Origin of the sequence: uncultured Halomonas sp. (assembly GCF_947501415.1) — a bacterium.
In the GTDB taxonomy this organism is placed as follows: Bacteria; Pseudomonadota; Gammaproteobacteria; order Pseudomonadales; family Halomonadaceae; genus Halomonas.
In genome coordinates, this window is sequence record NZ_CANMVL010000004.1 from 66,324 (window position 1) to 82,390 (window position 16,067).

The following is a 16,067-nucleotide window of genomic DNA, read 5'->3' on the forward strand; positions in this document are numbered from 1 at the left end:
CATTTGCACCAACTGCACAGTCAATCACTTTTTTTCCATATTCTCTGCCGAATGCTCGCTCAGTAGCCGGTCATCTCGAGATATCCGACTCCCACTCGTTCGCCGCCATCATGATCGCGGGCGACCACCTCGCCCTCCCAGTAGGGCACCGTGGTCTCCATCCAGCGCTCGGCATGGGGCGCCTCGACGATCAGATCGAGGTCGCGCCCGGGTACCTTAAGGCGCCAGCGGGTAGGCATCTCGCGGCCTGCCACGCGGGCGGTGGCCAACGGGGTCATCGCCAGCTCCTGCGAATCCAGCGGATGGGTGATGCCATCCGCCAGGATCCAGCTGCCGGAACGGTAGTCATCACCGTCGTTTCCGCCGCCACGCAGCCGGAAGGCCATCAGGCGGTGGCCGCTATCGAGGTGCAGCGAGAACCAGTCCCAGCCCGTCTGATCGGGGCTCAGCAGCTGGCTGCTCCACTCGCGGTCGAGCCAGCCTCGGCCGCTGACCTCGCGCGTCTTGCCGGCCAGGGTCACCTCACCCTCGATATGCCAGAAGGGCTGGCTGTAGTAATGGGAGCCCTGACCGTCGGCCGACTTCTGGCTGAAGCCGTCGTCGCCATGTCGTACCAGGGGACCCTTCGCCGTCAGCTCGAGACGATAGCCGAAGCGCTTGTCGCCTTCACCATCGAAGGCGGCGAGCCTCAGCCGCTCGAAGGTGTCGGCCTCGGGGTCGCTGACATCGCTGGCCAGCACCCAGTCATCGATCCAGGCCCGGAAGGGGTGGGCGGACGCACCGGCCTGGCTGGCCGCCTGCCTGGGAGAGGTCGTCGAGTGGCTGCGCGCGAAGCGCTCGCTGACGGCGTGCTGCTCCCCCCGGGAGACGGCCAGATGTGCCATCCATAGCTGATCGGCCACCCAGGGGGTCGGCTCGGAAGGCGTCTCCGTGGGGGCCGTTCCCGGTGGCAAGAGCGCCTGGCGGAACAGGGTCCACTGCAGCCCCAGCGGCTCGCCCTGCTCATCCTCCAGGTTGGCGGTGAGATACCACCACTCGATGCGGTAGTCGGGGTGCGCGCCATGATCCGCGGGAAAGTGCAGAGGCGTGCCGGGACTGGCCTGCATGAAACCGCCATCGCTCTCGCCCAGTCCGGCGAAGCCGGCGCTCGGGCGCTCGGGTGGAGCGTCGTCGCATCCGGTCAGGAGCAGGAGAGCGCCCAGTAGTGAGCCCAGCAACAACACCGCTCGCCAAGACCGCCAGCTAGCACGAACCGGCATGTGTATCGCTCCTTGAGGTAGATGGTCCCTACAGTAGCGCCGTCGTCCAGCGGTGTGAACGGTGTGGCGACTCGCTATGAATGAGGGGTGCCTCGCATCCGTGGGCGAGGCAACGTCCGGTTAGTCAGCGGGCCTGGGCCGGGAGATGACCCGGTCATGATAGCGGTGGCAGCTTGCGCAGCTGTTGAAGTCGAGTCCCAGGTGATAGTCGTGGTCGGTGACGATGCCGGCATGGCATAGGGTGCATTGGTCGGTGGGCAGCGCGCTGGCGAAACCGTCACCGGCGCGAACATGCCCGTTATGGCAGTCCAGGCAGCCATCCGCTCGGGTGTGCCAGGGGGAGTCACCGCGGCCAACGACGGAGAGGTACTCGGGCGAGTGGGCTCGCTGCTCGCCGAGCACTTCCTCGTGGCAGCCCTGGCAGCCGGTGATCAGCGTGGCCTGGCTGCTGTTGATACTGAGGTGACAGTCGGCGCACTCGAGGCCGACATGGCCCCGGGAGAGCGGTGCCGGGCTGGCGGCGCGCTGCCATTGCCCCAGCATCAGCAGGGCGGCGCCGGCCAGCAGGGCCAGCAACAGACTGATAAACAGAAGGCGTTGGCTGGAGATCATTGTCGGTAGCCGCCCTCAATATTGATAGATGAATACCAGATGCAGCAGCGTCGCCACCAGCAGGAGCAGCGTGGCAACCCGATGGCCAAGACGCAGCAGGAACGGCCGCCGGTGCAGCATCACCAGGGCACCGCTCAGTACGACCAGCAGCATCAGTGCGATGAGCCCGGCGTTCAGTCCGGCACCGCTGGAAAGGCCACCCAGGGCGTGCAGGGGCATCAGCAGCAGGGCGCCGCCCCCCAGCAGGCCATGCCACCAGTAGCGACGGGGACCTCCGCGGATCACCAGCGTCAGCAGGATGGCGAGGAGCAGCAGATAGCCGCTGAGCTCCCGGACGATGGCATCGGTCATCAGGCGGTAGGCCGTGAAGACATGCGTCGGGAGCACGCTGTCGGGAACCGGCCAGACCGGCAGCGCCCCCAGCACGCCGACGAGGAGTAGCGTCGTCACCGCCATCGACCAGCGCATCAGGCGCCTGCGCCACGGGCGGCGGCCGGCCAGGTCGGCGATCTCATCGAGGCAGTTGCCGCAGTAGTCGCCCGCTCGGGTGGCCTGGCGGATCATCGCAGGGTCGCTGCCATGCTCGGCGATGGCCGCCCGAATGGCCGAGTGGCGAACACCGGCGCAACGACAGACCAGGGGGTCGGAGGGACGGCGCGGCGGTAGCCAGGCCAGCCAGCGCAGTCCCACCATTTCGGTTCGGCTGAGTGTGCCATGGTCTGACCAACGTTCGGTGAGCCGCCTGGCCTGAGGGGAGGGCAGCAGCGCCTCGAAGGCAACGATGCGCTGCTGTTGTAGCGTCGCGCGCAGTACGCGTGTTCCGCGTCGCACAGTGAGCGCCTCTCCCTCCGTGGGTGTAGCGCTTGAGGTCGAGACCGAAGGCGGGTGCGGCCCGGCCACGACCAGCCGGGTGTCATCCCCCAACCGGCACTCCCGAAGCAGCCCTTCCGGGGGCGGTGGTGGCGGCTCGCCAGCGGCCGCGGCGAGGGCCAGGTCGGCGAGGTAAAGGACCTGAACGATATTTCCCCGCATCGATGGCCAGGGCGGCTGGGCGCAGTCGCCCACGGCGAAGATCCTGGGGTCACTGGGGCTACGCATGTCGGCATTGACCAGAATGCCCTCGTCGGTGGCGAGCCCCGCCTCCCCGGCCAGTCGCGTATTGGGGGTGATGCCGCAGGCCAGCACGACGCGTCGTGTTGTCAGGGATCGGCCGTCTGCCAGCAACACGCCGGTCACCCTGTGGCGGCCCAGCAGGCGATGCGGCGGCGCCTGCTCCAGTACCCGGACACCGCGTATCTCGAGATGCCGAACGACGCTGGCGCCGATGTCGGGGCTTAGATAGCGCCTCAGTAACCGGCGACGTGCGATCAGGGTGACGCTGGTGCGTCCCGCCGCCAGGGCGGCGAGTTCGACGGCGAGCAGGCCGCCGCCCACGATCAGCAGAGATTCCCGATGATCCAGGGCGTCGAGCAGGGTGTTGAGCTGGCGGCGGGTATAGAGGGTCTGCACTCCGGTGAGCCGGCTTCCGAGTAGCGTGGGCCAGCGGGGCGAGGCGCCCAGGGCGAGGAACAGGCGAGAGTAATCATGGGCCTGGCCGGTCTCATCGATGACCCGGTGGTTATTCCGATCGATCCTTACCGCTCGGCGCCCGGAAAGCAGACGGAGCCCTGTTGTCGGCGGCAAGGGGCCGGGGTTCGTAGGCGTGCCCGGAGACACGCGAGCGGAGTGGGAGGGATCGAAGGACAGAGGGGCGAGCAGTTGCGGACGCGCCTCGGTGGCCTGGGGGCTATCGGGGTCGGCGTCCAGCACTAGCACCTCCTCGTGCCGGGCCAGCCGGCGCGCCAGGTGCATGCCGGCTGGCCCGGCGCCGATGACTATCGGCGTGGCCACGCGTGAGCCCCCTGTTGCCGGCCTGGGCAAGGGCTGCCCGTTGCGGCGTTAACGCTAGGGGCGATCCTTGAGGCCATCATGAATGGCAATGTCCTTGGCCCGCATGCGGTCGAGCAGCACATCGCGGGTCTCCTCGACCTTGCCGAGCGGTTGGGCACGCAGTGCCGCCACCTCCTCGGCGGTGTAGGGCGTGAACTCCTCGGGTTTGCTGGTGCCGGCGATGCCGTCGGTGATAATCCAGTTGATCAACTCGGCCAGCTGGTCGTCGGCGAAGCTCGAGTAGGCCGAGCCTGGCACCTGGACGAGGAACTCCCGGCCGCCTTCGACTGACAGGAAGTGACCGACGAAGTCCTTCATGCGGGGAATGTCGTTCTTGCGCTCGCCTTCGCCATCGGCCAGGTGGCAGCCGCCACATTCAAGCTGATAGTAGACCTCGGGGCGGTAGACCATCTGGTGTGGTGGGGCCGGTCGTATCTCATTGCCCGGTGCCGGCTTGGTGTTGGGCATGGGCAGGCTTTGTGCGGCCAGCGAGCTGGCCGCGATCAAGCTGAATAGTCCCACCAGCGTTCTGGCGCCGTTGGAAATACGTAGCGTCATCATGGCAATCAGGTGGCTACTCCTTGAATGACCGTGATGGTGCAGACATAGGTGTTGCTCTCCGCCCCGATGCACCAGTTGATATCGTTGTTGTTGAATGGCCGGTAGATCGGCTGCTCGCTGTCGTTACGGTTACAGGCACACTTGCCGCACGGCTGGTTTCCACAGCAGTCGTTGTAGGAAATGATGTAGTCGCGACCGTCCGCCGGGTTGCGACAGGTGCCCACCCAGGCCACCCGGGAAATATCGGTGCCCGGGGGGCAGGAGGTCTTGCTGCCACCGCAGCAGCTGCACAGGTAGCCGTCGATGGAGCAGTAACGCCAGTAGTCGCACGACGTGGGATCGCCCGGGTCGCCGGGTTCGCCCTTCTCGGCCGCATGGGCGTTGCCGGCGCTGCGGTCGATGGGCAGGATCAGCGGCAGGGCGCTACCGGCTACCATCCAGGAGCCCAGCTTGAACAGGGTGTTGCGGCGGGAGGTGGAGTGGGCCACACGGCGTGAAGTACGTTCGAAGAAACGGTCGAGTAGGCTCATGTGAGCGGTCCTCCAGTTGTTGTTGTGCTTGTTGTTGTGTTCATTGCTGTGTGCGTTGTTGAGCTTGTTATTGCGTCGCCGCGGTCTGCTGGCGCATGTATTCCTGCAGCGTACCGACGCCCATCGCCTGGGCCTCGAACAGGCTCTCCAGATGCTCGCGGTTGTTGACGAGTCCCTTGGCCTTGAGCACGCCCTCGGCATCGATCAGTACGGCATAGGGCAGCTTGCCGATCTGATAGGTCATGCCGATCTCCGGCCCGATGACATAGCGGGCATCCTCGAGGTGATGCTGCTTGATCAGCTCCATCTGCTGTTCATGATCACCGTCACTGACGTAGATCACCTCGAGCTCCTGGCGATAGCTCTTGCCCAGCGAGCGCAGCGTCGGCAGCAGCGACTTGCACACAGGGCAGGTGGGTGACAGGAAGAACAGCAGCTGGCCGCGCTCCCCCTTGTAGCCGACGTTGACCGGCCTGCCGTGCCGGTCGGCGGAGGTCACCTGTGGGGCGGGGTTGTTCACCTCGACACCCTTGTCCAGGATCAGGGCGCCGGCGGGGGCGATGCGGGCGTGAAGCACGCCGATTTGTCGTACCAGTGCCACCACCACCAGGGCCAGGGCGATGAGGCCGATCCAGAGCAGGATGTGCGAGATCATGTTGGCATCCATAGCGTTATTTTCCTTGTAGTGCATTGAGACGTGGCCGATTGGCCAGGAGACCCTCAACCGAGGTGTAGATCATCAGTCCTACCAGGCTGCAGGCCAGGATCAGGAACAGATCGAAGCCGCCGAGGGGGTGCTGGTGAGCGGGCAGTGCCGCCAGCAGTGCCATCAGCACCAGCAGACCATTGCGCCACAGCAGGGCCGCGCTCAGCGGACGTTCCATCCCCGGGCCACTGCAGCCACAGTCGATGTCGCTGCGCCCACGCCACAGGTTGATGGCCATCGCGCCGGCATAGCCGCCCAGCAACAGCGCCGTGCCAAGGGCGCCCACCACACGCAGGGCAGGGATCAGCAGCAGGATGGCCAGGGCGATCTCGAGCGCCGGTACGATGCGGGCAACGACCCTCAGGCTGCCTGGAGGCAATAGCGCATAGTCATCCAGCTGTCGCCGAAAGCGCTGCGGGGCCCGCAGCTTGTGCATCGCGGCGCTCAGCAGGATGACGGCCAGGATGGCCGAGAGCGCCAGGGTAAAAACGGGATAGAGTGTCATGCCGTCCCCCTTAGTGGCTCAGCATCAGGATGGGGGTGCCGGCGATCTCTTCCATGGTGGCCACATGGCTATCCTGGGAGAGGTCATAGACCTCCATGTCACCCTCTACCGTGCCGCCGAGCAGCAGCGGTGATTCATCCTTGGTGACATGAATGCTCCAGACGTGATTGGGAAGCGTGATCTCGCCGACCTTCTCGCCACTCTCCAGGTCGTAGGCCCAGACGGTATCGCTGGGGTCTTCCCACTTGCGTGGCTCATGGTCAGGGTGCACCAGCGCATAGAGGCGGTTCAGGTGAGGGGAGGCGGCCAGTAGTTGCCAGCCACCGACACCCCAGTTTTCCTGCTGATGATCTTCATCGAACAGCGACCAGCGCTCTCCGGCCTGAAGCTCGCCATCGACGATATGCACTGGCTGGATCACGCCATCGGTGGTGGTGAAGTAGTAGGTGTCCCCGTTGAGAATGGCCCGTTCGTTCATCAGCTCTTCGTCGGGGTCGAAGAACCGTGTCTTGCTACGGCTGACCTCCTGCCCCTGGTCGTCGATCACCACCTTCTGCAGGGTGCCATCGCCGCAGATGGAGGCGAAGGCGCGATCGCCCACCGGATAGTTGAGCATGCAGCCGGGGATCTCGATCTCATTGACCATCTCCTGGTTCTTCACATCGACAACGGAGATCGAGGTCGCCGGCGTAAAGTTGTAGGCGTAGACGAAGCGGTCATCATCGCTGATGGTCAGCATATACAGCTCGGTCAGCATGTTGGCGAGCTTGGCGGGGAGTTCGACTTCCCACAGGGGATTCAGCGTTTGTGCGTCCGTGGCGGTCAGCACATCGGTGCGCTCGCCGCGGGTGCTGCGAGCGTAGAAGATATCGGCGGTATATATCGTGCTTTTATCGTGAGACAGCACCATGGGAGCCATATAGCCCGTCGATATGGTACCGAGAAGCTTCTGCTCGTTGGGATCGACGACGCGAATGCGGGTGGACAGAGCATGCGTGAAGTTGTTGTCGACGATATAGGTGCGGTGCTGATCCGGTTCGTCGAGGGTTTCGATCGAATAGCTTTCTCTCGCCAGCTGGGCCGAGGCGGTCGATATAAGCAGGGAGCTTAGCGACACGGCTAGCCCCGTGCGATAGAGAGACTTCTTGAGCATCCTGTCTTCCTTTCTTGTTGAATTATTAAGCGAACGACTGCCGATCAACACTCCTGCCGTATCGAGATGACGGTCGCCGGCATGACTCAATTGAAGGCATATGCTGTTCCGGCCTTTTTTTATATTAGTTTTATTGCCTTGCAGCCTCTGGTATAGCAAAGGGCATCACTCAGCACCGTTGCAGCGGGGAATGACATTGTTGCCATGAGGCAATAATCAGCAGAAGGGCAGCAGGAGTGACGTTGCGTCATCTACCAGTGCCCCGAATCGAGGGGTTGGACCTAGGTGGCATGGTGATTTCGTGGTTTTCTACTACTGCTGTGGGCAGACCAGGGCTATCGTCGAGGGCAGGCCAGGACTATCGCGGAGGCGCCCCCCAGTGTCAGGATGAGTGCCCGGGCAAGCGTCACTCAAGACGCCTGCTCCTCGGCCAGCAGCGCCCGGGGTGGCGTGCGCCATAGGCGCAGTGCCGGCAGCGTGGCGGCGAGCAGCGCCACCACCACGGCGGTGGCCAGGGTCAGGGCGATCTCCCCCGGGAAGAGGTGCAGCGGTAGCCGCCAGCCGAAGGCGGCCACGTTGATCACCGCTACCAGGCCCCAGGTGATGGCGATGCCCAGCGGCACGGCTACCAAACCCACCGCCAGTGCCGCGCCGCCCAGCTGAGCGAGCTGTACCCGAAGCAGCCGGCCCCTCGGCACGCCCAGGGCCCACATCGGCGCCAGCCGTCGGCGTCGCTCGCGGGCCTGGGCGAGCAGGCTGGCCAGCAGCGCCAGGGCGGCCACCGCCAGGGTCAGGGCGTTGAGGGCGCGGGTGATGGTGAATGTACGCTCGAAGATGCCGGTGGCGATGCGCTTGACCTCGGCCTGGTCGCGCAGGGCATCACGGTCCAGGGCGAACTCGCGGCCCAGCGCCGCGGCGAGGGCCTCGGCATCGGCGCCGTGGGTCAGCATGATACCGATGGAGTCCGGCGGGGCGGCGAAGCGCCTGCCCAGCTCGTCGCTGGTCATCAGCACCTCGCCGCGCGGGTTGCCGTAGTCGGGATAGATCGCTGCCACATGAAGGGTCTCCCGGCCGCGGGGTGAAGCCAGGTCCAGGCGATCCCCGGGGGCGAGCCCCTCGGCGATGGCCAGCTGCTCGTTGATAAAGGCGGCCCCTTCTCGCAGCGACGCCCAGGCCGTCGTCACATCCTGGTGGGTCTCCAGCAGCGGCCAGGTCGGGGTCAGGTGGTTACCCGGGGTCAGGCCGAACAGCGAGACCGGCAGCGCCAGGGGGCGTTCCCCCGAATCGCTTTTCACCGCCAGTAGGGTGCTCTCGCCATTGCGGGTGGCCAGGCGCTCGTCCACCTCCGCGCGCTCGCCCAGCCAGGCGTGCACCGCGTCGAAGCGTTCCGCCGGTGGGTCCAGGTAGAGGTCGGCCACCAGCCGCTGATCGAGCCACTCCAGGAAGGTCAGGCGGAAGCCGCCCACCATGCTGTTGACCCCCAGGCTTGCCGAGAGCGCGATCAGCAGCGCCATCAGCGACAGCGACAGCCGCGGTAGCTGCAGTTGCAGGTCGGCAAGCGCCCACTGGGCCAGCGGGCGCCGGCGGGCCAGGCGCGCAAGCCCCGCCAGGGCCGCGGCCAGCAGCGGCGGCAGCCAGAGTGCCCCCAGCAGCAGCATGGCGGCCATCAGGGCAAATCCCGCCGCCAGCCCCTCGCCGGCGGGCTGTCGCGACAGCCAGGCCCATAGCGCCAGGCCGCTCAGTGCGACTAAACAGCCGGCCAGGGTCATGCGCCGCAGCTGGCGCTGGTAACCGGTGCGCCACGCCTGGGCACGCCCCAGATCGAGCACCGACAGGCGGGCGGCCCGCCACAGCACCCCGGTGCCGGCCAGCAGCAGACCCCCCAGGGTGACCGCCAGGCCGCCGAGCCAGTAGTGCCAGGGTAGGCGCAGCTCCACGCCCACCCCGGCGCCGTAGAGGCTGCCCAGGGTGGCGGCCACATCGGGCAGCAGCGCCCGGGCCAGCCACACCCCGCCGGCGATGCCGGCCAGGGCACCGATGACGCCAAACAGCAGCAGCTCCAGGGCCAGGCCGGCCACCAGGGTGCGACCCGACACTCCCAGGGCGCGCAGGGTACGCAGCATCTCCAGGCGCTGCTCCAGGGCCAGGCCCAGGGCCGCCTGGACGATAAACAGGCCGACGATCAGCGCCAGCAGGGCCAGGGCGGTGAGGTTGAGATGGAAGCTCTGGGTCAGCTGGCCCGGCGAGACCAGGCGGGTCGAACGGGTCAGGGTGAGGCCCGCCGGGGCCACCTCCAGTGCCCCCGGGGCGCTGACCAGTCGGCTCAGGATCGCGCCACTCTCGAGCAGCCTGGCCGCCGCGGCGATATCCATCACCAGCGTGTGGGGTGGCAGCGAGGGGGCCAGAAAGAGCGGCGGCAGTCGCCCCGTCTCCAGGGTCGGCGTCGCGCCCGGCGCTTCATCGAGTGCCAGGCCCAGGGTCGGCAGGGTGTCCGGCGCGATTCGCGTCTGCCAGGGTGGCGTCAGAAAGCCGGTCAGCTCACCGGTGTTGTTGGCGGTGGCGAAGGCGCTGTCGCCGGGCAGGGTCAGGGGATCGATGCCGATCAGCGTCAGTTGGGTGCCGTCGGGTGCGGTGAGCTCACCCTCCAGCAGCGGGGAGACCGGCAGGCCCTGGCGGCGCAGGGCGAGGTAGTCGTCACGGGCCAGGGGAGCGCCATCGAGTCTCTCCAGACGGTCGAGGCTGGTGGTGAACAGCGCTTCGGCCCGGGCATAGCTCTCCTTGGCCGAGGCATTGATCGCCTGCACGCCGCTCCACAGGGCGCTGGCCACCCACAGGCCCAGCAGCAGCATGGCCAGCTGGCCGGGGTGGCGGCGGTAGTGGGAGAGCAGGGTGGCGAGTAGCGTGGCAAGCGGGGTGGCTATCACGATGTGGCCTCCTGCGCGGCCTGTTGCGACGAGGTCAGCCGGGCGTGCGAGAGCACCAGGCGGCGATCCAGAGGGGCGGCGATTCTCGGGCTGTGGGTCACCATCAGCAGTGCACAGCCGGTGTCGCGGACCAGCTCCAGCAGCAGGGCCAGGATAGCGTCGGCGCTGCCCTCATCCAGATTGCCGGTGGGCTCGTCGGCGAGCAGCAGAGAGGGGCGTGGCGCCAGGGCGCGGCCGATGGCCAGGCGCTGCTGCTGGCCGCCGGAGAGCTGCTCGGGATAGCGCCCCTCCAGCCCGGCCAGCCCCAGTCGCTCGATCAGCGCCCTCGACCAGGCACTCTTCTCCACGCCGGCCAGGCGCGCCTGCAGGCGCAGGTTGTCGATCACGCTGAGGCTGGGCACCAGGTGGAACTGCTGGAATACCAGCCCCAGGGTCTCCCGACGCAGCCTTGCGCGCTGGGGCTCGCCGAGTATGGAGATCGCTTGGCCCCCCAGGCGCACCTCGCCGCTATCCGGCAGGTCGAGGCCCGCGGCCAGATGCAGCAGGGTGGACTTGCCGCTGCCCGACTCGCCCATCAGCGCCAGGCTCTGGCCCGCCTCCAGCGTCAGGTCGACGCCACGCAGCACCTCGAGGGGCCCCTGAGGGGTGATATAGGCCTTGTAGACCTGGCGAAACTCGAGCATGGCGGCCTCCCGGACGCTGGAGTGAGCGGATGCAGTCCAGCCTGGAATGGTGGCACAGAACCCGTGCCAGCCCCAGACGACGGTGGAAGGAGTGTGACCGACGCCATGATCGGGTATAACCGAAGCACTCATGGGCCGGATGGCAAGAGGGAGACGAAGCGCATGACGGTGACGGTGTCACGGCATTTCGTTGGTGAGCTGTTCCAGGGTGTACCGGGCATGGCGGCCGAGCGAGCCAGCCTGCTGCGGCGCGCAGGCATTTCGCCGCGGCTGCTGGAGTCGTCACATGGCCGGGTGACCGTCGGGCAATTTGCCACCCTCTATCGACTGTTGGTCAACGAGTGTGATGACGAGACCCCGGGCTTCTTCTCGCGGCCGCTGCGAGGCGGCACCCTCAAGCTGCTCTGCCTGAGTCTGCTGGAGGCGCCCACCCTCAAGGTGGCCCTGCACCGCTATCGGCTGTTCTTCCATATCCTGCTCGATGATTTTGGCTACGAGGTCAGTCATGCCGATGACCTGGTGCGGATCGGGCTGGTGGAGCATCGCCCGCCGGCGGGCAGCCGCATCCTGGTGCATGAGCTGATGCTCAAGCTGCTGCATGGCATCGCCTCCTGGATGATCGCCCGCAAGATTCCGCCGATCACCCTGGAGTGCGCCTACCCCCAGCCCGCGCATAGCGCCGATTACCGCTACTTCTATCCCGGCCGGCTACTCTTCGATCGCCCCCAGACCGCGATCTACTTCGATCAGGCGGTGCTCGACGAGCCGATCCGCCAGACCAAGCGTCATCTGGGTGCCTTTCTGCAGCGCGCCCCGGCGGACTGGTTCTACGTCTCCTTCGAGGAGCGACTGCTCTCCCATCGGGTGCGCGAACATCTGACTCGTCATGATGCCTATGCCGCCGGGGTGGCCGAGGTAGCCGAGGCGCTGCATATGTCGGTGCGAACCCTGTCGCGCCACCTGGCCGCGGAGGGCACGCGCTTTCAGGCGGTGAAGGACGAGTGTCGACGCGATGTCGCCGTGCAGGCCCTGACTCGCAGCGATCAGCCTCTCGCGAGTATCGCCCAGCGGCTCGGCTTCGAGGATCAGGCCTGCTTCAGCCGCGCCTTCCGTGGCTGGACCGGTGATACCCCCGCCGCCTACCGGCGGGCGGCGCTAGCTTATACCTGCTGACGAATCCGTTTCTTGTCGAGCTTGCCGACGCTGGTCTTGGGGATCTCGTCGACCAGGCGAATCCTGGCGGGCAGCGCCCAGCGAGTGATCTGCCCCTGGTCGACGAACTGCCGCAGAAACACCTGGATCTCGTCGGCCTCGGGGGGAGCATTGAGGTCGCGTGGCACCACCAGGGCGACCGGACGTTCGCCCCACTTGTCGTCGGGCATACCGATAACGGCGACTTCGGCGACCCCGGGGCACTGGCTGATCAGGTTTTCCAGCTCCAGTGACGAGACCCACTCGCCGCCGGTCTTGATCACGTCCTTGATACGATCACGTATCTGCACACAGCCATGCTCGTTGATGGTGGCCACGTCTCCGGTATGTAGCCAGCCGTCCTGCCACAGCTCCTCGCTGCGGGTGGTCTCCTTGTAGTACGCCTGAGTCAGCCAGGGAGCGCGGACCCGCACCTCGCCGACGCTTTCATCGTCATGGGGCAGTGGTTGACCCGCCTCATCGACCACTTGCAGATGTACCAGGGGAATGGGCAGGCCGGTACTGCAGCGCCAGGGCAGCTGGGTTTCGAAGTCCGCCTGCTCGACCTCTCGGGGCAGGATGGCGGCGGTAAGCAGCGGACAGGTCTCGGACATGCCATAGGCCGTACGCGTGTCGATACCCAGCTCATGGGCCTGGCGGGCCAGCGAGCGGGTCAGGGCGCTGCCGCCGATCAGCAGCTTCCAGCCCGAGAGATCGATACGCCCGGAGGCGACCGGCTCAGCATTCAGCACCATGCCGAGCAGGGTGGGCACACAGTGCGAGAAGTCCACCTTTTCGCTGACCAGAAGCTTGATCAGCATCTCGGGTTCGTAGCGGCCCGGATAGACTTGCGTGGCGCCGAGCAGAGTGGCGGTATAGGGCACGCCCCATGCATGCACGTGGAACATCGGCGTGATCGGCATGTAGACCTTGTCGCGATTGAGCAGCTCCATCCCGGGCGCCTGTAGCGTGCTGGCCTCGGCCAGGGTGTGCAGCACCAGTTGGCGATGGCTGAAGTAGACCCCCTTGGGGTTGCCGGTAGTGCCGGTGGTATAGAAGAGCGTGGCTATCGCATTCTCATCGAAGGTGGGGAAGTCGTAGTGACAGGGCTGTTTGGCAAGCATCGCCTCGTATTCGCCCACCAGCGGTAACGTGGTCTCCAGGTCGGCCGGCTCATCCCGGCAGAGCAGGTAGCCACGCACGCGTGGCAGGCGCCCGTGGTGCTCTTCGAGCTGGGGCACGAAGTCCTGGTGCGTCAGGACGAAGTCGTCCTCGGCATGCTCCATGGTGTAGTGGATCTGCTCCGAGGAGAGGCGCACGTTCACGGTGTGGAGGATGGCCCCCAGCATCGGCACGGCGAAGAAGGCTTCCAGGTAGCGAGGGCTGTCCCAGTCGAGTACCGCCACGACGTCCCCGGCGCGAACTCCCTGGGCGGTGAGCAGGTGAGCGAGCTGGTGCACCCGTTCCTGAAAGCGATGGTAGCTGTGGCGGCTCAAGTCACGGTAGACGATCTGGTTGTGACCGGCCATGCGCACACCGCCCTCCAGCAACTCACGAATCAGCAGTGGCGGATTGGTGGCGGAAGGGGTGGGGGGCAGGATACGAGGATTTACGGTAGTCATGTGGCGTGCTCCTTTACGACTGGGTCGACCCTGACGAGATATCAGCAGCGCTCGATCAACAACGCGATTCCCTGGCCGCCACCGATGCAGAGGGTGATCAGGCCGTAGCGGCCATTGGTACGCTCCAGCTCGGCCAGTGCCTTGATCACCAGGATGGCACCGGTGGCGCCGACGGGGTGGCCCAGCCCCACGGCACCGCCATTGGGGTTGAGCTTGTCGGCGGGAAACTCCAGCGCATCGGCGACGGCGATGGCCTGGGCGGCGAAGGCCTCGTTGGATTCGATGACATCGATATCGTTGATGGAGAGGCCGGCCTGCTCCAGGCAGCGGCGTACCGCGGGAATCGGCCCCAGTCCCATCAGGTGTGGCTCTACCCCGGCGCTGGTGCCCACGCGCATCCGCGCCCGGGGCCTCAGACCCTGGCGTTCCGCCTCGTCGGCATGGGCCAGCACCAGGCTTGCCGCGCCATCGTTGAGGCCCGAGGCGTTGCCGGCGGTGACCAGGCCCTCCTTCTGAAAGGCAGGCCTGAGGCGGGCGAGCTCCTCCAGGGTGACACCGTCGCGCACATGCTCGTCACGCTCGAAGACGCGCTCCTGCTTCCCCTCACGCACGGTGACCGGCACGATCTGCTCGGTAAAGCGCCCCTCGGCGATGGCTCGGGCCGCCTTGTGGTGACTCTGCATGGCAAACCGGTCGACCGTCTCCCGGCTCAGCCCGCAGCGGCTGGCGATGTTCTCGGCGGTAACGCCCATATGGCCACTGCCGAAGGGGTCGCTGAGAATGCCCAGGGTCAGGTCGGTCACCCCGGCGTGGCCCATGCGCAAGCCGCTGCGCGCCTGGGGTGGCAGCAGATAGGCCCCACGGCTCATGGACTCGGCGCCGCCCGCCAGGGCGAAGCGGCTATCGCCCAGGGCGATCTGCTGGGCGGCCGACAGCAGCGCCTGCACCCCGGAGCCACATAGGCGATTGACGTTGAAGGCGCCGGCGGCATCGGGAACGCCGGCATCCCGTGCGATATGGCGTGCCAGGTAGGCGTCCTCGGGGCCGGTGGTGATGATATGGCCGTAGACGGCGTGATCGATCGCCTCGGCCTCGACCCCGGCGCGCTTCAACGCCTCCCGAGCGGTGATGGTGCCGAGCTCATGGGGGGCCAGCCCCGCGAGGCTGCCGCCAAAGCCGCCGATGGCGGTGCGGGCGCCGTCCAGGATAACAACGGAATCGAGATGCATAAGGGATCCTCCAGGTTCAGGCCTTGCCCAGCAGCGAGCGGGCGACGACTTCTTTCATGATTTCCGAGGTGCCGGCATAGATGGTCTGCACTCGGGCATCCAGATAGAAGCGTGCGATGGGGTATTCGCGGGTATAGCCATAGCCACCGAACAGCTGCAGGCAGGTATTGGCGGTGGCGCACTGCATTTCGGTGAGGCGCAGCTTGAGGATGGCAGCCTCGGTAGGGCCCATGGTGCCCTGGCGATACTGGGCCATGCACTTCTCGAGATAGGCACGGCCCATGTCGATATCCGCCCGCACCTCGGCCAGGGTGAAGCGGGTATTCTGGAAATCGCCCACCCGCTGGCCGAAGGCGCGGCGCTCCTTCACGTACTCGAGGGTCAGCTCCAGTGCGCCCTGCATGGCGCCCAGTGCCTGGGCACCGACGCCGAGGCGCTCCCGGGGCAACTCCTGCATCAGGTAGGCAAAGCCGGCGCCTTCCTCGCCGAGCAGGGCATCCTCGGGCAGCTCGATGCCGTCGAAGAACAGCTCGGCGGTGTCGCTGGCGTGCTGGCCGATCTTCTTGATCGGCTGACCACGGGTGAAGCCGGGCAGCGAGGTGTCGACCAGGAACAGCGAGACGCCCTTGGCGCCGGCATCGGGATCGGTCTTGGCACAGACGATCACCAGATCGGCCACCTGGCCGTTGGTGATGAAGATCTTGCTGCCCTCCAAGCGCCAGCCCGCTGGGGTACGCCGGGCCCGGGTCTTGATGGCCGCCAGGTCACTGCCGGCACCGGGCTCGGTCATGGCGATGGCGCCAATCGTCTCACCACTGGCCATGAAGGGGAGCCAACGCTGCTGCTGCGCCGGGGTGGCGATATGCAGCAGGTAGGGCATGACGATATTGGCGTGGATGTTGTAGGCGCTGGCCAGCCCGCCGAAGCCGTGCCGCGAGATCTCCTCGATGACCAGCTGGGTGATGGCGACGTCGGCACCGGCCCCACCCAGGTCTTCCGGCATGTCGATACCCAACAGCCCCGCCTCACCCATCTGGCGCCAGAGTGCGCGAGGCATCTCGCCGGCTTCCTCCCAGGCCTCATAGTGGGGAGTGACCTCCTGTTCGAGGAAACGGCAGATCATGTCGTGAAACAGCGGGGTCATCTCGTCCTGTGGTGTACTC

The 16,067-nt window shown here is 66.4% G+C and carries 14 protein-coding genes; 1 reads left to right on the forward strand and 13 read right to left on the reverse strand.

All coding sequences use genetic code 11. From position 1 onward, the window contains the following. Positions 1 to 59: 59 nt before the first annotated feature. The 10 genes from Q0894_RS03055 to Q0894_RS03100 form a co-directional block, all read right to left on the reverse strand. Entirely contained in the window at positions 60 to 1,259 is a 1,200-nt protein-coding gene (locus Q0894_RS03055) for a lipocalin-like domain-containing protein (protein ID WP_299231386.1), read from the reverse strand. A 120-nt stretch (positions 1,260 to 1,379) separates the two neighbouring features. Further along, complete coding sequence (locus Q0894_RS03060) at positions 1,380 to 1,871, reverse strand: cytochrome c3 family protein (RefSeq protein ID WP_299231388.1); 492 nt, start codon at positions 1,869 to 1,871, stop codon at positions 1,380 to 1,382. Between the two features lie 15 nt (positions 1,872 to 1,886). Then, positions 1,887 to 3,761, reverse strand: a complete 1,875-nt coding sequence (locus Q0894_RS03065; protein WP_299231390.1) for an FAD-dependent oxidoreductase — start codon at positions 3,759 to 3,761, stop codon at positions 1,887 to 1,889. Positions 3,762 to 3,815: 54 nt separating this feature from the next. After that, complete coding sequence (locus Q0894_RS03070) at positions 3,816 to 4,361, reverse strand: cytochrome C (RefSeq protein WP_299231392.1); 546 nt, start codon at positions 4,359 to 4,361, stop codon at positions 3,816 to 3,818. Positions 4,362 to 4,366: 5 nt separating this feature from the next. Next, the gene (locus Q0894_RS03075; protein WP_132041663.1) at positions 4,367 to 4,891 is read right to left on the reverse strand and encodes a methylamine dehydrogenase light chain; all 525 of its coding nucleotides are present in this window, start codon (positions 4,889 to 4,891) and stop codon (positions 4,367 to 4,369) included. Between the two features lie 67 nt (positions 4,892 to 4,958). Continuing rightward, a complete protein-coding gene (gene mauD / locus Q0894_RS03080) occupies positions 4,959 to 5,546 on the reverse strand; it encodes a methylamine dehydrogenase accessory protein MauD (protein WP_237561929.1) in 588 nt (195 codons plus the stop codon). A gap of 16 nt (positions 5,547 to 5,562) precedes the next feature. Further along, positions 5,563 to 6,102 (reverse strand): MauE/DoxX family redox-associated membrane protein, encoded by a 540-nt coding sequence (locus Q0894_RS03085; RefSeq protein ID WP_132041661.1) that lies wholly within the window; start codon positions 6,100 to 6,102, stop codon positions 5,563 to 5,565. A 10-nt stretch (positions 6,103 to 6,112) separates the two neighbouring features. Beyond that, complete coding sequence (locus tag Q0894_RS03090; RefSeq protein WP_299231397.1) at positions 6,113 to 7,255, reverse strand: amine dehydrogenase large subunit; 1,143 nt, start codon at positions 7,253 to 7,255, stop codon at positions 6,113 to 6,115. Between the two features lie 410 nt (positions 7,256 to 7,665). Then, positions 7,666 to 10,179 (reverse strand): ABC transporter permease, encoded by a 2,514-nt coding sequence (locus tag Q0894_RS03095; RefSeq protein WP_299231399.1) that lies wholly within the window; start codon positions 10,177 to 10,179, stop codon positions 7,666 to 7,668. After that, entirely contained in the window at positions 10,176 to 10,862 is a 687-nt protein-coding gene (locus tag Q0894_RS03100) for an ABC transporter ATP-binding protein (protein WP_299231401.1), read from the reverse strand. Before Q0894_RS03100 ends, Q0894_RS03095 begins: the two co-directional genes overlap by 4 nt. Positions 10,863 to 11,024: 162 nt before the next feature. On the opposite strand from Q0894_RS03100, the gene Q0894_RS03105 reads away from it, so the two are divergent. Continuing rightward, positions 11,025 to 12,035 (forward strand): AraC family transcriptional regulator, encoded by a 1,011-nt coding sequence (locus Q0894_RS03105; RefSeq protein WP_299231403.1) that lies wholly within the window; start codon positions 11,025 to 11,027, stop codon positions 12,033 to 12,035. Here the strand turns inward: Q0894_RS03105 and Q0894_RS03110 are convergent. The 3 genes from Q0894_RS03110 to Q0894_RS03120 are packed head-to-tail and all read right to left on the reverse strand — an operon-like array spanning position 12,023 to position 16,048. Then, positions 12,023 to 13,675: a fatty acid--CoA ligase gene (locus Q0894_RS03110; RefSeq protein ID WP_299231405.1), complete on the reverse strand. Its 1,653-nt coding sequence runs from the start codon at positions 13,673 to 13,675 to the stop codon at positions 12,023 to 12,025. The two genes, Q0894_RS03105 and Q0894_RS03110, sit on opposite strands and share 13 nt — an antisense overlap. A 41-nt stretch (positions 13,676 to 13,716) precedes the next feature. Continuing rightward, entirely contained in the window at positions 13,717 to 14,904 is a 1,188-nt protein-coding gene (bktB, locus tag Q0894_RS03115; protein ID WP_299231407.1) for a beta-ketothiolase BktB, read from the reverse strand. Between the two features lie 16 nt (positions 14,905 to 14,920). Further along, the gene (locus tag Q0894_RS03120; protein ID WP_299231573.1) at positions 14,921 to 16,048 is read right to left on the reverse strand and encodes an acyl-CoA dehydrogenase family protein; all 1,128 of its coding nucleotides are present in this window, start codon (positions 16,046 to 16,048) and stop codon (positions 14,921 to 14,923) included. Between the last annotated feature and the right edge of the window lie 19 nt (positions 16,049 to 16,067).

Coding starts and splice junctions, on each gene's coding strand:
- Q0894_RS03055 (WP_299231386.1), bottom strand. CDS start 1,259: ATGCCGGTTCGTGCTAGCTGGCGGTCTTGGCGAGCGGTGTTGTTGCTG.
- Q0894_RS03060 (WP_299231388.1), bottom strand. CDS start 1,871: ATGATCTCCAGCCAACGCCTTCTGTTTATCAGTCTGTTGCTGGCCCTG.
- Q0894_RS03070 (WP_299231392.1), bottom strand. CDS start 4,361: ATGATGACGCTACGTATTTCCAACGGCGCCAGAACGCTGGTGGGACTA.
- Q0894_RS03075 (WP_132041663.1), bottom strand. CDS start 4,891: ATGAGCCTACTCGACCGTTTCTTCGAACGTACTTCACGCCGTGTGGCC.
- mauD (WP_237561929.1), bottom strand. CDS start 5,546: ATGATCTCGCACATCCTGCTCTGGATCGGCCTCATCGCCCTGGCCCTG.
- Q0894_RS03085 (WP_132041661.1), bottom strand. CDS start 6,102: ATGACACTCTATCCCGTTTTTACCCTGGCGCTCTCGGCCATCCTGGCC.
- Q0894_RS03090 (WP_299231397.1), bottom strand. CDS start 7,255: ATGCTCAAGAAGTCTCTCTATCGCACGGGGCTAGCCGTGTCGCTAAGC.
- Q0894_RS03100 (WP_299231401.1), bottom strand. CDS start 10,862: ATGCTCGAGTTTCGCCAGGTCTACAAGGCCTATATCACCCCTCAGGGG.
- Q0894_RS03105 (WP_299231403.1), top strand. CDS start 11,025: ATGACGGTGACGGTGTCACGGCATTTCGTTGGTGAGCTGTTCCAGGGT.
- Q0894_RS03110 (WP_299231405.1), bottom strand. CDS start 13,675: ATGACTACCGTAAATCCTCGTATCCTGCCCCCCACCCCTTCCGCCACC.
- bktB (WP_299231407.1), bottom strand. CDS start 14,904: ATGCATCTCGATTCCGTTGTTATCCTGGACGGCGCCCGCACCGCCATC.
- Q0894_RS03120 (WP_299231573.1), bottom strand. CDS start 16,048: ATGACCCCGCTGTTTCACGACATGATCTGCCGTTTCCTCGAACAGGAG.